Source organism: Flavobacterium sp. UBA6195, from assembly GCF_002422095.1.
Taxonomy (GTDB): Bacteria; Bacteroidota; Bacteroidia; order Flavobacteriales; family Flavobacteriaceae; genus Flavobacterium.
The window spans coordinates 1-21,041 of the sequence record NZ_DITB01000122.1 but is presented as its reverse complement, the minus strand read 5'-3'; the positions used below and the strand labels follow the sequence as shown (position 1 = coordinate 21,041).

At 32.6% G+C, this 21,041-nt stretch carries 18 protein-coding genes and 1 riboswitch; all 18 genes read right to left on the bottom strand.

From position 1 onward, the window contains the following. Window positions 1–312 precede the first annotated feature (312 nt). On the bottom strand, window positions 313–798 hold the full coding sequence (locus B4I81_RS10875) for a hypothetical protein (protein ID WP_291110570.1): 486 nt from the start codon (window positions 796–798) through the stop codon (window positions 313–315). Further along, the gene (locus B4I81_RS10870; RefSeq protein WP_291110568.1) at window positions 785–1,060 is read right to left on the bottom strand and encodes a hypothetical protein; all 276 of its coding nucleotides are present in this window, start codon (window positions 1,058–1,060) and stop codon (window positions 785–787) included. Before B4I81_RS10870 ends, B4I81_RS10875 begins: the two co-directional genes overlap by 14 nt. 49 nt (window positions 1,061–1,109) lie before the next feature. Next, entirely contained in the window at window positions 1,110–1,796 is a 687-nt protein-coding gene (locus B4I81_RS10865) for an SIR2 family NAD-dependent protein deacylase (protein WP_291110571.1), read from the bottom strand. 12 nt (window positions 1,797–1,808) lie between these two features. After that, window positions 1,809–2,027 carry a hypothetical protein gene (locus tag B4I81_RS10860; protein WP_291110566.1) on the bottom strand — a complete coding sequence of 73 codons (219 nt, stop codon included), beginning with the start codon at window positions 2,025–2,027 and terminating at the stop codon, window positions 1,809–1,811. A gap of 74 nt (window positions 2,028–2,101) precedes the next feature. Further along, window positions 2,102–2,305, bottom strand: a complete 204-nt coding sequence (locus B4I81_RS10855) for a hypothetical protein (protein WP_291110564.1) — start codon at window positions 2,303–2,305, stop codon at window positions 2,102–2,104. A gap of 148 nt (window positions 2,306–2,453) precedes the next feature. Then, window positions 2,454–2,711, bottom strand: coding sequence for a hypothetical protein (locus B4I81_RS10850; RefSeq protein ID WP_291110562.1), 258 nt, complete (start codon window positions 2,709–2,711; stop codon window positions 2,454–2,456). A 45-nt stretch (window positions 2,712–2,756) separates the two neighbouring features. Next, window positions 2,757–3,530 (bottom strand): glycoside hydrolase family 25 protein, encoded by a 774-nt coding sequence (locus B4I81_RS10845; protein WP_291110560.1) that lies wholly within the window; start codon window positions 3,528–3,530, stop codon window positions 2,757–2,759. A 51-nt stretch (window positions 3,531–3,581) separates the two neighbouring features. Then, window positions 3,582–4,373 carry a hypothetical protein gene (locus B4I81_RS10840; protein WP_291110558.1) on the bottom strand — a complete coding sequence of 264 codons (792 nt, stop codon included), beginning with the start codon at window positions 4,371–4,373 and terminating at the stop codon, window positions 3,582–3,584. A 60-nt stretch (window positions 4,374–4,433) separates the two neighbouring features. Further along, window positions 4,434–4,530: riboswitch (SAM-I-IV-variant riboswitch) on the bottom strand. Window positions 4,531–4,573: 43 nt separating this feature from the next. After that, the gene (locus B4I81_RS10835; RefSeq protein WP_291110556.1) at window positions 4,574–4,990 is read right to left on the bottom strand and encodes a hypothetical protein; all 417 of its coding nucleotides are present in this window, start codon (window positions 4,988–4,990) and stop codon (window positions 4,574–4,576) included. A 38-nt stretch (window positions 4,991–5,028) separates the two neighbouring features. Next, a complete protein-coding gene (locus B4I81_RS10830) occupies window positions 5,029–5,436 on the bottom strand; it encodes a hypothetical protein (RefSeq protein WP_291110554.1) in 408 nt (135 codons plus the stop codon). Window positions 5,437–5,836: 400 nt separating this feature from the next. Continuing rightward, the gene (locus B4I81_RS10825; protein WP_291110552.1) at window positions 5,837–6,262 is read right to left on the bottom strand and encodes a DUF3293 domain-containing protein; all 426 of its coding nucleotides are present in this window, start codon (window positions 6,260–6,262) and stop codon (window positions 5,837–5,839) included. Further along, window positions 6,231–8,006 carry a helix-turn-helix domain-containing protein gene (locus B4I81_RS10820; protein ID WP_291110550.1) on the bottom strand — a complete coding sequence of 592 codons (1,776 nt, stop codon included), beginning with the start codon at window positions 8,004–8,006 and terminating at the stop codon, window positions 6,231–6,233. Before B4I81_RS10820 ends, B4I81_RS10825 begins: the two co-directional genes overlap by 32 nt. Window positions 8,007–8,080: 74 nt before the next feature. After that, the gene (locus B4I81_RS10815; protein WP_291110548.1) at window positions 8,081–10,045 is read right to left on the bottom strand and encodes an ATP-binding protein; all 1,965 of its coding nucleotides are present in this window, start codon (window positions 10,043–10,045) and stop codon (window positions 8,081–8,083) included. Window positions 10,046–10,047: 2 nt separating this feature from the next. Next, complete coding sequence (locus B4I81_RS10810) at window positions 10,048–13,425, bottom strand: Eco57I restriction-modification methylase domain-containing protein (protein WP_291110546.1); 3,378 nt, start codon at window positions 13,423–13,425, stop codon at window positions 10,048–10,050. A gap of 5 nt (window positions 13,426–13,430) precedes the next feature. Continuing rightward, complete coding sequence (locus B4I81_RS10805) at window positions 13,431–16,748, bottom strand: helicase-related protein (protein WP_291110544.1); 3,318 nt, start codon at window positions 16,746–16,748, stop codon at window positions 13,431–13,433. Window positions 16,749–17,227: 479 nt separating this feature from the next. After that, complete coding sequence (locus B4I81_RS10800; RefSeq protein WP_291110542.1) at window positions 17,228–19,420, bottom strand: VapE domain-containing protein; 2,193 nt, start codon at window positions 19,418–19,420, stop codon at window positions 17,228–17,230. 97 nt (window positions 19,421–19,517) lie between these two features. Continuing rightward, window positions 19,518–19,799, bottom strand: coding sequence for a helix-turn-helix domain-containing protein (locus B4I81_RS10795; RefSeq protein WP_153200096.1), 282 nt, complete (start codon window positions 19,797–19,799; stop codon window positions 19,518–19,520). 89 nt (window positions 19,800–19,888) lie between these two features. Next, window positions 19,889–20,797: a hypothetical protein gene (locus B4I81_RS10790; RefSeq protein ID WP_291110540.1), complete on the bottom strand. Its 909-nt coding sequence runs from the start codon at window positions 20,795–20,797 to the stop codon at window positions 19,889–19,891. Window positions 20,798–21,041: the final 244 nt, after the last annotated feature.

The following is a 21,041-nucleotide window of genomic DNA, read 5'->3' as shown; positions in this document are numbered from 1 at the left end:
TCTTAACAAAGATATGAGCCCCGATAGAAGTGATACCGTGTTTAACGGATAGCGGGAAAATGGAAACCAAGAATGCCCGAGCCTTTCACTTTATAAAATTCTGAATAATAGTCTTAGAACAGAAGACCTTTTGGTATAATATCTAATTTAGATTATTTTAAATTTACTTCTCATTGTATGGTATAATCATTAATATGTATTAGTTTGAATATCTTTTATGAATGAGAAAGTATTCAGACATAGAAGAGAAAGTCAAGAACACTCAAATTATTAAATCAATCATATTACATATATCATATTTAAAACAATCTCTTATCCAACAATTTCGTTTATATCTATCATTTTTTGGTAATCCAATTCAAAATCGTTTCCATTCCAAATTGCTTCAACACTTGAAAGTCTGTATTTATCTCCTTGATTCCAGACTAATCCTACAACATCTTCAATTAAATCTTCTAAAAAAACACGTTCGTTGATTTTTAAATCAGGAGGTAGTAAATATGCTGCATAAGGAGATTCAAAACTATAAGGATAATAATAAGACCAATCAATTACTTTTTCAAATTCATCGTTAGTTTTATCGAATAAATAGGGATCGGCTCTGTAATCACCTATAATTTTTATTTCACCCGTGATTTTGCTTTGAAGAACTGCATATTTTGTTCGTATTTCTTTAGATGGAACAACACTTTTCATTAAAGGCTTGAAACCTTTTTTTGCTCCATCATTAATGTCTTTGATATTCCTTGCCGTTTTAATAACTCTTAAGTTTTTCGAATTAGTGCTATTGTTTAACATATCTTATAGGTAGTATTTTAAGGTTTTCTTGATTTATATTTACTTTAAAACAGGTAGCAGGGTTTTTATTTACAACCTCTAAAAGCGTATCATCATTAAAAAAGGCAGTATCCAAAATTTGATGATCACAAACCGAACAATTTCTTGAAACCTTATTAATAACTTCTAAATCTTTCCATGCTATTTTATAAGGACATTCTAATTTTTTGATTAAAATTCCAGAATCTGAAAAGAGTTCATTTGTAATGGGATTTAATATCATACTTTAAAATTTAATACATTGATTTTTACTTATGCATGGTTTTATTGTCCTACTGCGGCAAACATTCTTCCACTAAGATTCTAACTCCCGCTGTAGCTTTTTCTTTGATGACCAATAAATTAATTCCTTCTTCCACATCTGGATTCGTGTCGATGTAAACGGTTTGCACATCAACAGGAACAGCTAATAACAACGAAGCTGCTGGATGGACTACCATTGATGTTCCAACTATTATAAATAAATCTGCTGATTGTGTTATTGCTATGGCTTTTTCAATTTCTGTTACAGCTTCTCCAAACCAAACGATATGTGGTCTGAGTTGACTACCATCAGAAGCTAATTCGCCAAGTTTTATGTCATGGGTACAATCAGAAATCAGATTAGGATTTTTACTACTTCTTGACTTTTTTAATTCGCCATGCAAGTGAAGAACATTTGTGGAACCTGCTTTTTCGTGTAAATCGTCAATGTTTTGTGTGATTACGGTAACGTTGTATTTGGTTTCTAATTGTGCAATCAAATGATGTGCTTCATTTGGCGCTACCTCATCGAGTTGCCTTCTTCTTGCATTATAAAAATCTAATACTAATTGTGGATTTTTTTCAAAACCTTCAGGTGAAGCTACCTCTTCTATTTTGTGATTGTTCCATAATCCATTGGCATCTCGAAAGGTACTAATGCCGCTTTCTTGACTGATGCCAGCTCCTGTTAAAAAAACGATGTGGTGTTTTTGTATCATTTGATGTTGTTATATTATTTTTTCTAAACGGTAGTAAAACAATAATGGATTTACATAATACGAGATTATGCCTTCATAAACCAGCTTTAGGTCTTTTTCATTAGTTATGGTAATTTTCGCTTTGCTCTCTTTATTAGTGGTTTCGCTTTCTACAATTTCCAAAGTAACAAATGCTTTTCCTTTAATTGCATCATAACTGTTTTCAAAATTCCATTCAAAGGAATACACCTGTTGCGCCTTGGTATTTTTAATTCGTTTTACACTTTTTATGGTTCCAGCACTATGCGATTCTTCATTTTCTTTTAGAAATGCATTATAAAAAAGTAGTTCTTCCTTATTATCACTTTCAATAAAAAAATATGACGTTCCTTATCTAGTGAAAATTGGGTATCTTCTTTACCTGAAGTACTGCTGTAATCTACTCTTACAACGGCAAGAAATGAACTGTCTTGTGCCCAACACATGGAAGTGAAAACTAATAAAACCAAGTAAACTGCCTTTTGCATTTGATTCTTATTTTAAAGTTAGTTGTGCAACTTTCACCCAATTGATGATAATTGAGGTAATTACTGCTAAAAGTATTGTAATAGCTAAAGTTAAGTACGGTCTTTTAAATATTAGTTTCATATAAATAAGTCTGATTTAAGAATTAAACTATTGAAATTTTAATTTTCCATTTTCTAATACAACTGGTTTTGCCAATGAAAAGGTATTTTTATCCTCAGAAAATAAGATACTAGCATCCCAATTTCTAACTAGGATTTCATTTTTTAAATGATGTATATACTTCATGCGAGCTGTTCCCCATGCTCTTAATTGTACGCCATGGTTATAGGTTTCCACAAGTTGTTCGTCTGTTTTTGTAGCTAATATAGCTTCCCAATTTGGGTAATTGTTATCTGTATTTTTCATTTTTGGTTCTCTTTATTTATAATTAAGAATTGATAAGGCATGTCCTTAATAGGTGAAATTCATTAAATCTGACTTAGTTCCATTAAAAATATTGTAATCTACCGTGCCTGGAATACCTACTTGTTTATATTTATCTGTTGTTTGCCATATTATAAAATGATTCTTGGGTTTCCTCTTAAAATCACTCAACCAAAGCTGCAGTTCATCGCCATATTTAGGTTTTATAAAACGATTGTAATACGCAATTTCGCAGTATATGATTGGCTTTTTTCCAATTTCTTTTTCCACAACATCAATAAAATCGGCAATATTTTGTGTTATCCATTCGTCTGATTGCATTGTTCTTGTAAACTCCACATCCAATACCGGTAGTATATCGCCTTTTTGAATTTGAAGCTGTTTAAGAAAGTGCTTGGCTTGACCTTTTCCAGAGGATTGATAACTAAAAAAATGATAGCCACCTACAATGATATTATGATTTCGTGCCTCTTTTACATGATGTTTGTATTTGGAATCCCTATGTGAACTTCCTTCCGTTGCTTTAAACAATATAAAATGAGGTGGATTTTGAGCCACTTTTTTCCAATTTATATGCCGTTGATGATGTGAAAGATCTAATCCGAAGATAATTTCATTTGGACTATTTGGAATTTTATCTCGCAAAGGATTCGTTGTTGCCTTGTAACGATATTGTTCTTTTTCAATTAGATACTTTTTGGCATAGTATATTTTAGAACGATATTTATAAAGTGTAGCACTGCCTAAGCAAAGAAAAAGAACAAAAATAACGATGATGCTTTTGTTTTTGGTGATTTTCATAAGTAATTGATTTTAAGTGAAATAATTAAAGAAATAATCATGCTACCTGATTTAGATAAAATGGTACGTATTCTTTGCAATTATCTGTCCCGAGGCTGCTAACAAAACACCGCCCGAAGGTATCGAAGCATTAAAGGCAACCTCTTTATCAACCCCATAATAATAGGCCTTATTACGACCTAATACCAAGGCTACTTTGGGCGTATTGTTTCTTTGTTCACACAAGTTTTGGTAATAGTCTTTGGTTGCGTCTATTAACGCATTTTCTAATTCTTCTTCATTATTTGTATCCACTTCCTTCATAATAATAGACCAACCTGGGAGGTTGTCATCATTAGGGTTAATGTGAATTGGAATTTGCGAAAAACAAGGCGATTTTTCGTGTTTAACAATCAAGTATGGAAACACACCGTATCCATAAGGAAATTCTCTTTTAATAATACCATACTTATCCGTTATGTCCAATTCTGAACAATTGAAATCTTGCAAATCTTTAAACTCTTTCGAATGCAAATGAACAAAAAGCACCCATTTGGCTTGGGTTTGAATTTGAAACGTTCCGGAACCTTCGTGCAAGCTATAAGCTTTACCTGTAAATTGAAATTTTTCGTCAAAATACCAAATTTCGTAGGGTGTCACACCTGTGCAATCAAGCAAAGTGGTCAATTGTTGGTTTTGGATGTGCAATAAAACTTGGAATTCCTTTTGTACGATTATCTCTTGTAAGAGAATCGTTCTGGCTTCATTTGTAACTAAATAAACTTCCAGACTTTTTAAATGGTCATACGTACCGCCATCGCGGTGTGGTTTTTTCTCAATCAATGAGATAGCTGATGTTTTCATAAACATAACAAATTAAAATTAAACTACTGTTATGTCGACAAAATGTAACTAAGAATTGGGATTTCTCAACACATTTGAACGACTGTTCCGCATACTAAGCCACCGTGTCGTGAGTTGATCGGTTGGCACCCGTCTAGGCGGGTTCTTGATGCTTTACAAATATTATAAAAAAAAATTGAATTTTGCAAGTAAAATATTCATTAATTGCCCTCCATTACCTTTGCATGCCATTCGACTAATTCATACCAATAGGTATATAAATCACAAACTAATTGACTTTTTAGGGATTTGGCTTTCAGTAATAATTCATCGTTTTTAGATTTCATTAAATGATCAATTAAAGCTCTTGCTATTTTTGTAGCTTCCTGCCATTTGTTGATTAAGGTATGAAACCAAGTGTCTTCCCAAACAATTTCGTATTCATCAAAGTTTATATTGCCAAACATTTCATATTCTACTTTAAAAGCCTCATACTTCTCCTTTTGTTCAATAATACAAGATTCTAAATTTGCTGGGTAAACAAGTTGTATTAATTCCATAATATAAAGTACCTCAGCCCAATTTTTTGAAATCTGTTCAATATAAACGAACGTAATTAGACCTCTATTCTGATACATAATTTCTGTATTTAGTTAATTAATAAAATTTAAAGAAATTACTCTCTTTCAATTAAATCTCTAGATACCATATAGATATGTTCTGAATAGGAAACTTTAAAGAACATACTTCTCTCATTTTCTCTTATCAAAACGGGATTTATATTATTGATATCTTCATGAGAACGGCAAAAGTAAGCCATAGTATTTACCTCTTTTTCTTGTTCTCTCAGAGGTATATTACAATCAGTAAACCAAATATAATTTCCATTAGGTAGTAAAATACTTTTTATCCAATTAAGCCCTTTTGTGTAGGGAAGTTCTTTATAGGCATCTTCATTAATTTCAAACCGAACACCATAATACGGTTCGGTATTAAAATAGATATAATCTATTCCAAATTTGAAGTTACATGATAACAAATATTCGTTTTCTATTGTATCCAACATATCTGATGGACTTGTCATAAAAGCAACACAATAAAGTTTTCCATTAGTTACTCCTTTTAATTTGTACTTATTTGCAAATGAAGCTATATCTCCATATGCTTTATTAATACTATCTACTCTTACTACTAGAGATAAGCAGACTGGATTTAAAAAGTCTTTGTCTTCATAAATTACCATACGTTTAAAAGATTTATTACAATAGTGATTGCGTATCTCTAAACAAGACACTACTGTTTGATTAAACAAATTATTTAACGTACAAAGCGATAAGAATTGTGGTTTCTCAACACATTTGAACGACTGTTCCGCATACTAAGCCACCGTGTCGTGAGTTGATCGGTTGGCACCCGCCGTGACGGGTTCTTGATGCTCTACAAATATTATAAAAAAAAATCGAATTGTGCAAGAAAAAAATTCATTATTTTGTATATATCAAAGCTGCTTTATTGTTTTTATATCCAAAAACAAAAGCTAATTGCCCATATTTTTTAGCTAATTCATTGGCTTTTTCTAATGAAATATTTTCTATAAAAAAAGATTCTTCTGACCAATTTCCATCATCAGAAATCCCCAAACCATCAACATATATAAAAGCAAGTTGTTCAATATCTTTTTTTAATTCGATATTTCGATATTGATTTGATTCCAAACTTAAAATTTCTGGTAATGGATTCCAAGCTGTTATAAAAGCAAAACTATCTAGGTGGTTCGCTTTTTCTATTACACAATCAATTTTAATATCAAAATTATAATTTCCTTTTACTTTAAATGTAGTATTTAAAAATGCCTGGTGTGTTTCTTCTTTTGTCATGTTATTTGCTCCAAAAATTACTGTATTTTTCAATTAACACTTTTAGAGTTTGAAATGCACTTCTATAATCTTTATCATTATTCTTTACTCCTAAGGTTGTTGACGTTTGGTTCTTTGTAAAGGTTAGTCCTGTAATTAGATGCTCTATAAAATTTGGTAAAATTTTAACGTCTACTAATTCACCATTAAATCTAGGATTAATTAAAACATTTCCTTCTGCGTGTAACCCCACATGAGCTGAAATATCAGCTACTTTATGAATTTTAGTGTATTCCATATTGTTTTTAATGTCTTTACTATAAAAAACTAGAAAATAGTTTTCTGGTATACAACAGAACTCTTTGATTATTCCACTTACATTATAACCATTGCTATATCTTTTTCCTTCTTTTTTTGATGTCTTACTTGCATTGTTTTTATTGTAAAATAAATCATAGGGCACAACTGTATTCACGCAACCGTTGTGATACACCATAACTATTCTACCTTTTTTACAGTTGTTATAAATTGGAATTTCTATCATTACATCCTCATCCAAAGCCTCATGTTTTTGGAATGACCACTCACCAGTACTGTAAATCGTTAGGTAATACCAAATTTTTTCATTTCTAAAAATTTCGGTAAATTGAGGTAAATAAAACGTAGGTAACGGTTCTTCTGTAACTTTTATTTCGGGTTTTTTGTCGACAATTTCAGGTATAACTTCATCAACAAAGGTATCTGGTATTTGTATGGTTTCTATTTCCGATTTTCTCAGTTGTAGCCTATTTTCAATAAAATAGGTAATTTCATCACCTTTAAGTAATTGAGTCATGTTGCCCGTTCTTTGGAACAATTTAATTCCATTAACAAAAACAGGTCTGTTTACTTCTTTAATTTTTAAGAGTACGAAGTCTTTGTTGTTTTCATTATTAAATTGAAAATCGATATGACTATTCGATATACCTCCCATGATTTGCTTAACTGTGTTTCTTATTTTTAACTCGAAACCATCTATGTTTTCACTATAGGTATAGGTATCTGTTTCGCTGGAATTAAGATATTTAAAATCATCATTAATACCACTTATACTTCCACTATCATTCACCCCTAAGTATAATTCACCACCATGCGCATTTTGAAAACCAGCGATAGTTTTGAGAATGTAAGATAATTGACGGTCAATATTTGGCTCTATGCCACCCGCTGGAAAAACAATAGAAGTTTTAAATTCTTTGGTGGCTGATTCGTATCCAAATTTGCTTTCCAGCCTTGGGTCGTTAGAAATTTCTTGGGTTATATTTTCTTTTGTTACGATTAATTCAACTGGATATTCGAGATTTAGCGTTACTTTGTTGTATCCTTTATCATATATACTATTTACCACCAGATTGAAAATATCTCCAATTTCATGTTTTGGTTCATTATTTTTAGGATAATATCTGTGGTACAAACCAAATGAATCTTTTAATTCATAATAAACAGCTTGTGTATTGGAGTCTAAACCAATATTTACCACTTTAAAAGGATATTCTGTTTTTAAGTCTGCATAACAAAACTGAAGTACTTCTTTTCTGTCCTGAACTAAATATGGTAATCCCCAAATGTTAACTTCTTTTACGAAGCAATTCATTTTGTTTGGAATATTAAATTCCTCCCATTCTAACTGGTAATCGTATGGTTTTACACGATAGGTATCTTTAATTCCATCAGATAGATAAATGTATTTGGAATCGTTTTCTTCTTTGATTCCAATCACTTGAAAGGTGTATGATTGTCCAGGTGTGTATATTGTCATATTTGTTATTATTTTAATTGAAATATTTTAAAGAATTAGAAATTCAAATCTAATTTAATAACCAAACTAAAATATTAAATAGATACCTTAGTATCTAATATCTCGATTAGTTTTTGTCCATCTTTAAAAATGATTTCTTTCAAGTCTTTAATGTTATCAATGGTATTTGTTTTTGTACCCAAAGTCCATCTTATTTTCTCATAACCATAATCCAACATATAAGATTTATTTACATTTTCAAAGTCAGAGTTTTGAGTGATATTTTTTCTTCTGATAAAATGAGATTTTGGAAACTTAATTAGCCAATTATGACTAGGGTGTTTTAAAACTCTAAAAGTTTCCAAAGGGTAAAACTCATAAACCCATTCATCATTATTTATATCACTTTCGTGTAGTTCAAAAATTGAGTTCGGGTCATCATTAACGTCAACCAACGTTTTTACAGATATTAAATTAAGTTCATCCAATATTTTGATAAGATTTAATAATTCCAACTTATATATGGGTGAATGGGTGTTGTCGTGAGAAAGCGGATTAAGTATTAAATCTTTATGTTCTTTTAACCTAAGAAACGGTGTGAAATCACCACCGAGTGAATTATAATAATCTTTGAAACGATAAATTAAAGTTTCTAAATTAACCGTTTTAGAACCTTCGTCATTTTTCAAGAACAAAGTAAGATTATGTGGTAAAAGTTTGCATAAAACCCTTTCTGTTTCCTTTCTCAAATAATTTGCACTTGCAGGATAGTCGAATTCTTTAAGGTACTTCTTGGCTAAATCTAAATAATTACTTTGCTCAGGGATAAACGGACAAGGTATGCCAGTATCAGTTTGGTGCTGATACATTTCTTTAAAAATCCAACCCGATTCAAAACGGTCTTGGATTCTGTTTTTGCACATATTGTAAAATGCTCGATCGTGTGTGAGTATTAATATTTGATAGGTATTTATAAAACTATCACTCAACAAAATATCCAGCACTTTGTCTCGATGGCTCATATCTAAGCTCAAAAGCAAATCGTCTAAAACTAAAATTCTTGCTGAATTTGGGAATGTTGGTCTTCTGTCTAAAATGGATAAACGAATAGCTAAAGCAATGGCCGTTAAACGTGCTTCATTTAGAAAAGTATGTGGTTTTTTAACTTCACGTTCCTGTAATGGTAAATTCGGATTTGTTAAGAATATCTTCAGAGGAATCTTCGGAAAGTGAAGTTTACCATCTTTAGCACGTGTGCTTACATTTTTATTATAATCACAATCGATATTATCTACATCAAAACTTAATGTGAAATCTTCATTGAATTCTTGCTGTAGATATTCATTTGCTCCTTGGGTAATATCTATCAAAAAACGTTTTAATAGTTCTACAAATCTTGGTATAGTTGTATGTTTAAAACGTCTATATTCATCAGTACCAACACTTACAATATTTCCATTATATGGTAGGTTATTGGGTGCATCGCAAATAAACTTCCACCAATCGCTTGCGTACGTTTTTGTAGAGAGTGTACCATCGTGTTCGGTGTAGGCTTCTTCAAAATCTATGAACATCAAAATGTCGCGCTCAAACATTTCAAATAAATCAATAGGTTCACTATTGCGGAAATCATAGATTTTTGATAGAAACTTGTAATTGATAAAATCACTGCCTATTAAAGCCCTTTCTGTAAAAGTATCTCGATAAGTATTGATACTGAATGTTCTATCTGTGTTGCGTTTTAGCTCTTTAATAGTGCCTCCAGAGGGTGCGGTAAACTCTACAATAATACCCGATTCATCATCTGGTTGGGCAAAGCGGTTTCGCAAGTTTTGGTCTTTTACTGGGTCAAAGTATTTTTCAATTTCTGAACGTGGGTCTTTTATGGCACTTTGCAGAAAAGTATATAAAGCCCAATAAATAGAACTTTTGCCACTTCCATTTTCACCATAAAGCAAAAGATTTTGCTTGTCTAGTTCTATCTTGTTTTGCGTTTGCTCCGTTTCTTTGCCAAAAAAGTACTTGAAGTTACGGAGCGTTATAGATTTAATTTTCTGCATTGTTAAACACTTAAAATAGGTAACAATAATTCTTTCAGCTCAATCTTCATTAACTTGATTTGATTACGAAGCGGATTATCTTTCTCACGCAAAGTTTCGTAAGCCTCCTTTATCGCTTTTATCTGCTCATCTTCCGATAAACCCTCTATGGGTTTAAAAATGTTTTTGGCATATTTTTCTATTGCAATGCCTTTTTCTGCAAACTCTTCAGGAAAATACAATTCAAAAACTAAGGCGTCTATTACTTCTTCGATTTCTTCAATAATAGGTTTTTCGGCTATATTGAAACCATTCTTATTTAAACTCAATATAATGTCGATAAGCAAAGGTAAAATTCCTTTTACTCCATTTATTGGAATTGGTATTGCGTTTATTTCAGATGTTGTAATATTTGTATTGGTGCTTGTTAGTTTGAAGTAAAAGTTAATCAGTTTTGAGTTTAATACAGCAAGACAGTAGCGTAACTCATTTCTGGATAATCCACCTATGAAATTTGTGGAATTTGCACATAAGGAATTCTCTGGAAGGATTGTCATAATTAAACGAAGTCTTGAATCCACACCAGTTATACGTTGCATACATATTCTTTCTTTTAAACGATAAGAGGCTTTTGGTGTATTTGGGATGTTTCTGGTTGATAGATATAAAACATTTCCTTGAGAAGGTTTGTCAGTTGTTTTAAATCTCAAAATTTGTGCTCCAGTATAAACTCTAATATTGTTTTGTTTTTCTAAAACAAAATCATCTTTGAATTTAGACATATCAATTTCACCTGCTTGAGATTTAAACTGTAGTTTATTTGTGATTGATTTTAGTTTATTGAGAAAATAAAAAGTGCTATCATTTGCAGAGGGTATAATGAGTTTTTCCCCGTAAAGATTTATAATTTCCGAATAGTTGGTGTTTAAAGTAGTTGAAGAAGACATTAATTTATCTTTCCAAACAATGACTTTAAAATTTTCATTAACAATAGGTTTTGAATTTTGTAGCAAAGAAATTGCAACACTCATTTTTGCTGATTCAAAAACTCTTGTTTTTACATTGTCTCTTTCAGGAAATGAATAAAATCCGATTGGCTTTGTATTGTCAAAAATAAATTTTCTATTTGAAACTGCAGTGTCTTCTGCTAATATTGAGTTTTGAGTAATTAAACACGTGATACCTTGAGACTTTGTTACAATGACTGAAAAAGGTATAAAAAATTGATAGACATTTAATCTGCCACCTTTAGCAAACTCAAAATATTTTGATTTCTTGTATTCTTCTTGAAGCTTTCTATCGATTTCTCTTAATTGAAAATAAGGGGGATTCCCAATCACAATGTCAAACCCAGTAATTTCATTGACCAGAGGATTCAATACCTCAGGAAAATCCAATTTCCAATCAAAATGACTAAAATCTTGCTCAGGGTTTTCTTTGAGTCTTTGAAGTTTAGCAAGGGCTTGATTAAATTCTGCTACCTGAAAATCTATTTCCAAATTCTTTTTTTGGTCATTGGTTTTTAAGCCAAAACCCATATCTGTTATTTTTTGATTTTTATTGAGATAAGATGCCTTGTTAAATAAAAGTTGGTTCATTAACACATCTAATTTTAAAGCTCTTATTTCGACTTTCAGTTTCGCTTTTTGAATGTTGCTTTTGCTTTCAAAAAATTGTTTTTGCTTTTCTGAAATCACCACTAAATTTTTTCTCATTTGAGATAGATTAGCATCGTTTCTACCCGCTTTACTTTTCTCGTTCCAATCTATTTCTATGACGGTATCATCAAACTTGCTCACCAAACTGTTGCCCACTACAATTTTATAATCGAGATTAGGCAGGGCTTTAGGCATTTCTTCATCTACAATCAAAGATAGCCAAAAACGCAAACGGGCAATGTCCACCGCACCACGCTCTATGTCCACGCCATAGATAGATTTTTGGATGATGTTTTCCTTCACGGTAGCAGGACTCCAAACTTTGTATCCCAAATCGTAAGCAATTCGTTCTTTCAGTCCAAAAATCTCTTGCAACAAGCCCATAGGAAATGCACCCGAACCAATAGCAGGGTCGCATATTTTAACAGTATCGAGTTTTTGGTCTATTGCTGCCTTGTGTTCCTTGCTAAGTTTATTGTCTTTGTTTTTTACAAAGTTTTCGAGTTCTGTTCTGTCTGCATCGGGTAATTGAGTATGCAGGTATTCAATCAAAGATTCTTGTGTCATATAATGCACAATCTCTTTGGGCGTATAGAATGCTCCTTTGTCTTTGTTGTCTTCGAGTAAATTTTCAAAAATATGACCGAGCATTTCAGGGTCAACTGCTACGGTGTGTTCTTCGGGACTATCCTCAAAAATTGTAAAATTATATTGGTCAAAAAACGCAAACAAGTTGGTGAATAAATCGGCAGGAAAAGTCAAGTAATCATATTTTTCTGTCTCTTTTTCAAACAATCCACCATTCAAATAAGGAATCTTTACCACTTCGCCATCAGGCATTGTGAAATCTTCATTGGGGCGTTCTTTATTCAAAGCATCAAAAAAAAGTTTAGACAACCAATTGACATAAAAAGCATCATTCGCACCTGCTTTTTTAAAGAAATTGGTCATAAAGTTTTTGTCTCCGTTTTTATACGAAGTGTCTTTTGCCCCTAACCACCCTTTCTTTTGTAGAAAGTACAAAAACACTATGCGACCCAGGAGCTTTTTTACAAAGTCTCGAACATCTTTGTCGTTTCCGTTGAAAGCCGATTTTTTGAAATTTGAACGCATCAAATAATCCACAAAACCCGCATAATGTACATCACGATATTCATCAAAGAAAGCGTTAGACATAGCTTCGACACCAAATGCATCTTTTATTTTATTAATAGTGATTTCTAATTCATTACCCAGAATAAAAAATCGATCGAGTGCTGTTTTATAGGTTTCTTCTTTTTCACCAAAAACGTAAGTGTATCGTTTAGGGTGTGTATCTGTGTTTTGCATTTCTCCATCTTGAAAAACTCCATCACGGGCAATAAACGAAAAACGCCATGTTCTTTTTTCAGGATTTTGATAAGCAAAATTGACTAAAACAGCATTATTTCCAATGATGTGCTTTTTTACTAATGCTCCCAAGCCAACTCGACTTCTTTCTATTTGCTTGTTATCATTTACAATTACTTCAAAGAGTTCTACCGTTCTCGGCAACTCATCTAAGGTTTGAAACTCACCATATTTTACTACTGAAACAGCATAATTCTGCTCTGATGCAGATAGTTCTATATTTTGAACTCCTTGTTGGTCATAAATCTTAAGGTTTGCCACTTTGCTTTGAAAGGTAGGCAATAAAGCATTGTCTATAAACGATTGACGTTTGTAGGGTGCTTTGAAAAGTTGTATTAAAGTATCTTTATTCATCTTGATCAATTAAATGATTCTGAAATTACAATTTGAGGTTTAGCAAAAATCTTTTTCACTTTTGCTTTATTGTTGTCAGGTTCTGTATCGCTGAATTTATATTCTGCCAATACTTCCTTATAAAGCTTGTCTACCCATATTTCCAAGTCGTTTATTTTTTCTTGTTTTGCTTTTTTAATGAAAGCATCAATATTATTGGGTAGCTTTCTGTGCGAACCTTTGTATAATTCTTCAATCGTTCTTTGCAAGATTTGCTTATAGAAAGTATCTTTTACCTGTGCTGCATATGTTGGTAAAACATTCAAAACACGTTTTTCAATAGCTGACAATTGTGATTTGGTTACTTTTTGATTCTCCGTAACTTTTACAACTGTTTTGAAATGTTCTGTTGCTTTATTTACCTGCTCGTGATGAAATTCTGGAAGTGGTTTTATTGCATCCTCTTTTTCATTTGCTTTAAAAATTTTCGCTGCTTCAACAAAATTGAGTTCGTGTACAATGCCACTTTCATCAATTTTATAAAACACCCCAGGATGTCCTTCACTTTTTAGGTAAGTAACTGAGCATTTTGCAACTGGATATGTTTTTACATTATCTGCATCTCTACCCAATCTTGCCTTTTGTGGAATTTTCACAATGGCATCAAAATGTTTTTTATTGTCTTTTTTAAAGTTTCTAAGTTCTTGCAAAAAGAGTAGCGTTTCGTTAATTTCTTCTTTCAACTTTGAACCGTACAAACCTGCTTCTCCAACTTCTTCTAATTGTGAATAAATTTGAGAATCCTCTCCAAAAGCAGAATGAAACGCTTGCAATTTTTTAATAGCCGTTTGGGTCAATTTTATTTGGTTCTCTGATTTGTCGGAAGGGTAAAAGTTAAATACATTAATTTCCTTTGCCTCTGTACCAATACGATTGACACGACCTATCCTTTGCATTAATCGCGTAGAGTTCCAAGGTACATCATAGTTGATAATTACATTTGAACGATGTAAGTTTATACCCTCAGCTAATACTTCCGTAGTGAAAATAAAATCTAATTCATTTTGCCAATCTGCCTTGTCTTGGTTAGCATCAAAATTCAACCGAATCGTTTTTTCTTTTTCTTTCCTGTTGTTTGCACTAATTCCAATTGTTTTGGTATATCCCGCTTCATTGGTAGCTTTTTCAATGTAGTCCATTGTTTCTTTGGACTCTGTGAAAATTACCAATTTACCAGAATGATTGGCAGACTTCTTTAAAAAGGTGTTTTTCAGTTCTAGTAAGAACTTCTCCAATTTAGGGTCATAGTTTATTTCTTTCCAGGCTTCCACTAAATCAGCTACCATTTTTCTGTCTAGTTTCAGCAAAGGGATAAAAGTTTCTTTAAAATCTTTAGTCTGATAAATTTGATTATTACCACCCTTTGAGTTGATTTTTGCTTCTAATCCTTCTTCATCACCTTCGTCTAAGTATTTATTTACATCAATATCAGGTGCCACATAAACCTTGTCATCTTCAAACATTTTTATCATATGGTCTGTGTTTTTCAACAACCTACCTAATGACATTTTGAAAGCGTAAAAACTACTTTCCAATCTTTTCACCAATAATGTTTTCATGATGGCAGAAAGTCTGCCCGAAATAGATTCTACATCACCATATCGTTTTCTGTCTTCTTCGTTTATTAAGTATTCAATCGCTCTATATCTATAATAACCTAAACCACCGACCTCTTTACCGTTTTCATCTAATCCAGTTAAAAGAGTTATAGTTTTATCAAATAGCTGAGAAAGGTTGTCATCAAATTCATAATTTACTTCATTCGGTGGATTTATTTCTGGAAATTCAATGCCTTGTTCTTTAATGTCTTTTAGATATTCAGGGTTGTTTAAAATATCGGTTCGAGTTCTTCTTATCACCAAAGGTTCAACAACTTTGTCACGAATTTTATCAAAGATTGCTTTGACTTTTTTAACATTTAAAACTCTATCCTTTTTAAGTTTATCGTATTCCTCTTTTAGAGGCGTGAAGAATTGTTGCAAGTCTTTAACTGCAGGTAAATTGGAATTTCGTTTATCCTGAAACAAATAAACTTGATTTTCTATGTCCGCCGGATGATTGTTAAGTGGTGTTGCGGTAAGCAGCATCACTTTCTTTTTTACATCTCCATCAACCCCAGGAATTCTCCTATCCGTTTTCGTGATGGTTTGCAACTTCTCATACATCTGTGAAGTGTCGTTTCTGAATTTGTGGGCTTCGTCAATGATAATTAAATCATACTCATCAGCATTAGGATAGTCAAGAATTTCATTATCAATTACTTTATGTAAACTTCCTGTTGAAATAAATGAACAGTTGTTCCAAATATGAAAATCTTTGATTGTCTTTTTCCAGTTGGCTTCCAATGCAGGGGGATAAACAATCAATATTTTTGAATGGTAGCCATTTTCAAAAACAAACTTTTTAGCAATGATTGATGCGATAATAGTTTTTCCAAGCCCCACAACGTCAGCAAGAAAAACGCCATTGTATTTTGTCAGTTTTTCATATCCTTCTATTGCTGCTTCTGCTTGATAGGTTAATCGTTTGTAATTGTCAGGCAATAACAAATCAACATTAGCGGGGTCATAATCAATTCTACGACCAAAATATTCAATTAGTAACTTGATATATAATTCAAATGGTGTGAATTCATCATTCAAATAAGTTACCTTTTTAAGACCTTGCACATCAATTGGAAGAATGTCAATAGCTTCAAGCCATAAAGCTTCAAATTCATCAGATGCAAACTTTATATCATCGTATCTTCTCAATTCAACATTGAATTCATAGTTTGATTTTTCAGATGTTCCCAGTCCATTATCAGTAAAGTTGGATGAACCTGTTATTACTGTTCCTGTTGAATTTGCGTTAAAATTTTCAGGTTTGAAAATGTAAATTTTAGCGTGTAGATTTTTTTCAGGGTGTGCCTTTATTTGAATTTTTCCAGTTACAATATCTTCTATGAATAGAAAAATACCATTTTCAATATCTTTATTGTATTCAGCTTCTTCAATGTCAGTTTTCAAACGCTCTAAAAAAGCATCTTTCGTCTCAATAGGGTCTTTGAGATATTGCTGACCTAGAGCTGAGTATTGAGCAGCTAATAAATCAACATTAATTCCTACTAAAATACGTATATGTAGAATATTTTCTAAATAGGGTCTTAACTTAAAATATCCTGTTGAACGAAAATAACCAACTAATGCATCAAAAGAATTAAGATTTGGTATATTCTCAAGAACACCTTGAAACTTGATAAATAGATTATTATCGTTTTTGTTTGTAAAAAAATTTGTTGACATCTATCTTAAATATAAGTTAACAAACATACAAAAAAAGTATTGATTTGGGAATGAGGAAATCCGTATTTACGTTAAAAATGATGAAAAATACTGCAAAATTATGCAGGGTGTAGGGTGTAGGGAAAAAACGTGTAAAAGATTTTTATTTTTTCAGAAATAAAAAAAACGGATTTATTTGAGGAATTGGGTGCAAAACGAACTTAGTACTTTATTGATTTGCTTTTGATTGTGCTGATGTTGCTAGAAAATTTGAAAAGTAAAAAAACAAAAAATGTTTGTGTGGAAATTTGGTTACACCCCTTACACCCTCTTTTTAGTGTTCAGTTTTCGGTGGTCAGTTGGCAGAAAAAAAAGTGGATATCCTAACGAGAATTTCTTTGTCTTTCCAAATTCATTTTTATCAGTTTTGGAGAAACTGAAACAAGTTCAGTTTGACAAGCATTCTATTTTTGGGATACCCACTTTTGATAATTTTGGGTTTATATTTCGGATTGTCGGTTGGTTTGATCTACTTCTTCGTAGGTAAATTCTTTTACTGCGTAGACTGGACTTCCTTTTCGCATTAGTCTTGTGAAATTGTGTTTTTTTAAAGCTTTTCCGATTTTGTTTATTGTTCCATCGGTGATGGTAATTTTTGCTCTTTCGGCTAGTTTTGCTGCTATTTGTGAGGCGTTTAGATAATGGGTGGCATTTTCTCTATCGCAAGGTTCAAACCATGTTAAAAGCAATTCTTCTTCTGGGCTTCGTAGTTGGTATTGTTCGTTGTTTTCGGTGATGTTTTTGATTTCTTCTTGGTCGAACCAATGTCTGAATCCTGTTTTGAATAAATACAAGGCTTGTGATAATACATTGTCAATGTTGATTTCGTGTTGGTATTGGATGTTTTCTACTTCAAAACAAAGGAATCGTCTGCTTCCTGTACTGTCGTTTAAGAATTGCGCTGTGTTGACACTTCCGGCAAATGATGCGCGTCTTGGCATGGTTTCGTTGTTGTGTCCGTAGGCTTTTCTCATTCTGATTTGTGTCTTTGTAATTATTTCTTTTAAGCTTCCTATTTCGGAACGGTTTAGGTTTTCTAATTCGTCCAGGTTGATTAACATACATTCTGAAAGCTGCACTAAAGTGTCTTTGTTGTTTGGGTTTATGGTTCCAGAGAACAAATACTCTTTTAATTTTCTAGGTACTAGCTTTTCTACCCAAGTAGTTTTTCCTAATCCTTGTTTTCCACTGAATACAATTACCGTGTGATTTATTACTTTGTCATCTAATACACAACCTACCATTGCTACAATCCATTTTTTAAAACACTCTTGCCAAAGTTCTTGTTTTGTAGTGGTTATCGTGTTTGCCAATTCTAAAATGTAATCTGTTTTTTCATCATACGATGGTAAATTGAAAAAGTAATCTTCGAACGGATTATATAATTCACAGAAATCGGAATACAATAGGTTTCGCAAAGAAGAAAGGTTTGTTTTGATTCTTCCTTTTAAACATTCACGAAGCATTGAGTTTTCAATAAAGTCGTTCATTACATGCCATTTCTTTTTGGCCCCACCCGACCTCCCCGAAAGGGAGGAGCTTGAAAGCTGTTGATATTCTAGTTTACCTGATACTATGTTGTGACGGAAATTGTATCGAGATGTTAGAAAATTTTCTAGTTTGTCGATTGGTGTTATTCTTGTTTTTTCTTCTTCTTCGTCCTCATAGAAGTCGCCTCTCGACTCCGCTCGAGGTGACAGGTTTTGATTGTCTGATTTTTTTGTGTTGTTTTTATTGTTTTTGTTTGTTTCAAATTTTTCATCTTTTCCAAATTCGTGAATGTTTCCGTAGGCGCTGTGAACGGTTTGTGTTACTTCTTTTTCGTCATAGCCAAAGTCTGTTAATATAAAGCTAAGTGCTTCGTTTAATGATATGCCTTTTCGGTTTAGGTTGCACGCGAGTTGGTGTACGAATACGTTTCGGCTACCTGTCGCGTATTGCACTTTTTTTTCGGTGAAGCGGATGCAGTGGTAGTATACAGCTTCGCTGTTTGAAGTTTGCTTCGCCAGTTCGCTTTCAAGAAAGCTTGTGTCAGGTTTCAAGTTTAAGGTTGTTGAAGCTTCGACAGGCTCAGCTTGACTAGTTTGCATGGCTTCGCTTGCAAATACCTTTGCAGATTCGTTTTGATAAAGGTTATCATCGAATGAGTAGAAACATAGTCGGGTTATGTCTTTTCCGGATTTGTCTATTTCATGGTTTAATAGAGTTTCATAGTGTTTTTGGATGGCCAAAAAGGTTTCTTTGTGGTCTTCTTTTGTGGTGTTTACTTTTACTAAAATCTTTAATCCATTACCTGATGGACTTATGAAACTTGCATAGGTGTATTCGGATTGGTTGGCTTTTTGTTTTGCGTTTTGTAAATCGGTTTGACTTAATTTATCGATGTCTAGGATAATGAAATTAGAGTATGCTTCCAGAAATTCCATTTTTCTTCCACCTACAAATTTTCCTGAAGGAGTGAATGCAGGCAATGATTTTTTGGCTTTTTCATAGGCTTCTAGTTTGTTTTCGGCTAATGATTTACGCAAATAGGTTATCCCTGGTCTATACTTTCCGGTTTTGATTTCGTGTAGGATTTCGGGAATTGTTTTGTGTTCTATTACTTCGTTGAAGTTTTTGAAGATTGTTATCATGTTTGAGTGATTAGTGAAAAGTGATTAGTGAATAGCTTTTGTGGTTGTTCCTGTTTTACAGTCACAAACCTCACATGTTCCGTTGCACTGGTTCATACTATTTGCCTTTGAATGATTTGTTATAGTGTTCTTGTAGTAGTTTTTCAACGTCAGAAAGTTTGTAATAGATTTTGCTTCCGACTTGACTGAATGAGATTTTGCCTTCATCTCTCCAGGTTTGTGCTGTGCGTTTGGAGATTTTCATGAGCATAATGAACTCTTGATTGTCTAAGAAGGTTTCTTTCTTTGGGTCTGGCTTGGTGTTTAGTTGGCTTTGAATTGCGTCTAATTTTGCCATTAAGTCGTTGTACTGGTCTTTTGTTAAAATAATTGCTTCCATTTTCGTAGTTTTTAAAAGTTTATGGAGCAAAATTGTGAAGTAAAAAAAAGTCCCTTAGTCCCAATCGGGTCCCAAGGGACTATTATTTTTTAAAGGAAATTATCGAGGTCAATACGTTTGTGGGTTTTCGGTCGTTTATCGCCTCGTGATGGTTTGAGGATGGTTTCGACAGTTTGGGGACTTATTTCGTTGTTGTCTTTGTCGATGAAGTTATTGACGATCATATTTACTATTTCGCCATTGGAAGCATCAATAAATGATTTTCCATCAACAAATAGTTCCCGACTTAGTTGGTAGAATATGTCTACTAATTGGTTTAGATTTCCGTTGAATTTTAGTTTTTTAGTGGTTAGTTTTTTCTCCAGTTCTAGTTCTTTTTCCTTCTCAATTTCTGAACGCATTTTGCGAAGCGTTTGTAATTTTTCAATGAATTGAACGCATTGCTGGTCATAAGCTTGCAGCTTATTATTGATTGAAATGATGTCAGCTTGTCGGTATTCGAAAATTTCTTCGTTCAAAAAGATTATTTTTTCATTGAACGATTCCATTTTTTCAACCTGATGTTTGATTTCAAAAAACGAAAAATAACGATCTTCTGATTCGGCATTGATTAACCTTTTCGGAGTAATTTGTTTGGTTTCTTTTACGCTCGAAGATTGCAGCTCCGTTCGTTTTTTCTCGATGATGTTGTACAATTTGTTGAATCTACTCAATGCCTTTTGGCTAAAGAATAGTTCTTCATTGTTGGCTAATAATTTTTCAAACTTGTTTAACCAAGTGTTTCCGTCTTGGGCAAGTTGGAGTTGGTAGTTTATGAATTCGGGTAGTTGGGATTGTGGGATTGTAAATACTTTTTCAAGTAAAGCAATACAATAGTTTTCCAGTGTGGGTTCCTGGTCGTGCGTAATGTCAAAAATAGAAGCTGCACTTTGTGCTGTGTCGATGGTTCTCCATTCTGAGAACAATGATTTTTTGATGTTTTGCCCTTTTAAGTTCACGTTTTTTGCCGGTGTTAAATTTGTTCATTAGTTGTTATTTGGTTACACTTTTTCCAATGTCACGAATTGAAATGGTTTAGTTGCTTGAAGTTCAGGTATACTTCAAGTAAATTTCAATATGATTTTGGAAGTTTTTTATTATTTGGGATGCCTAAAATTAGAACAAATTCAGTACCACTTTGCGTTGTTTTTCGTACAAGTTTTCAACAAAATTGCGAAGGCTTGTATTTGCTAGGGTTTTGGA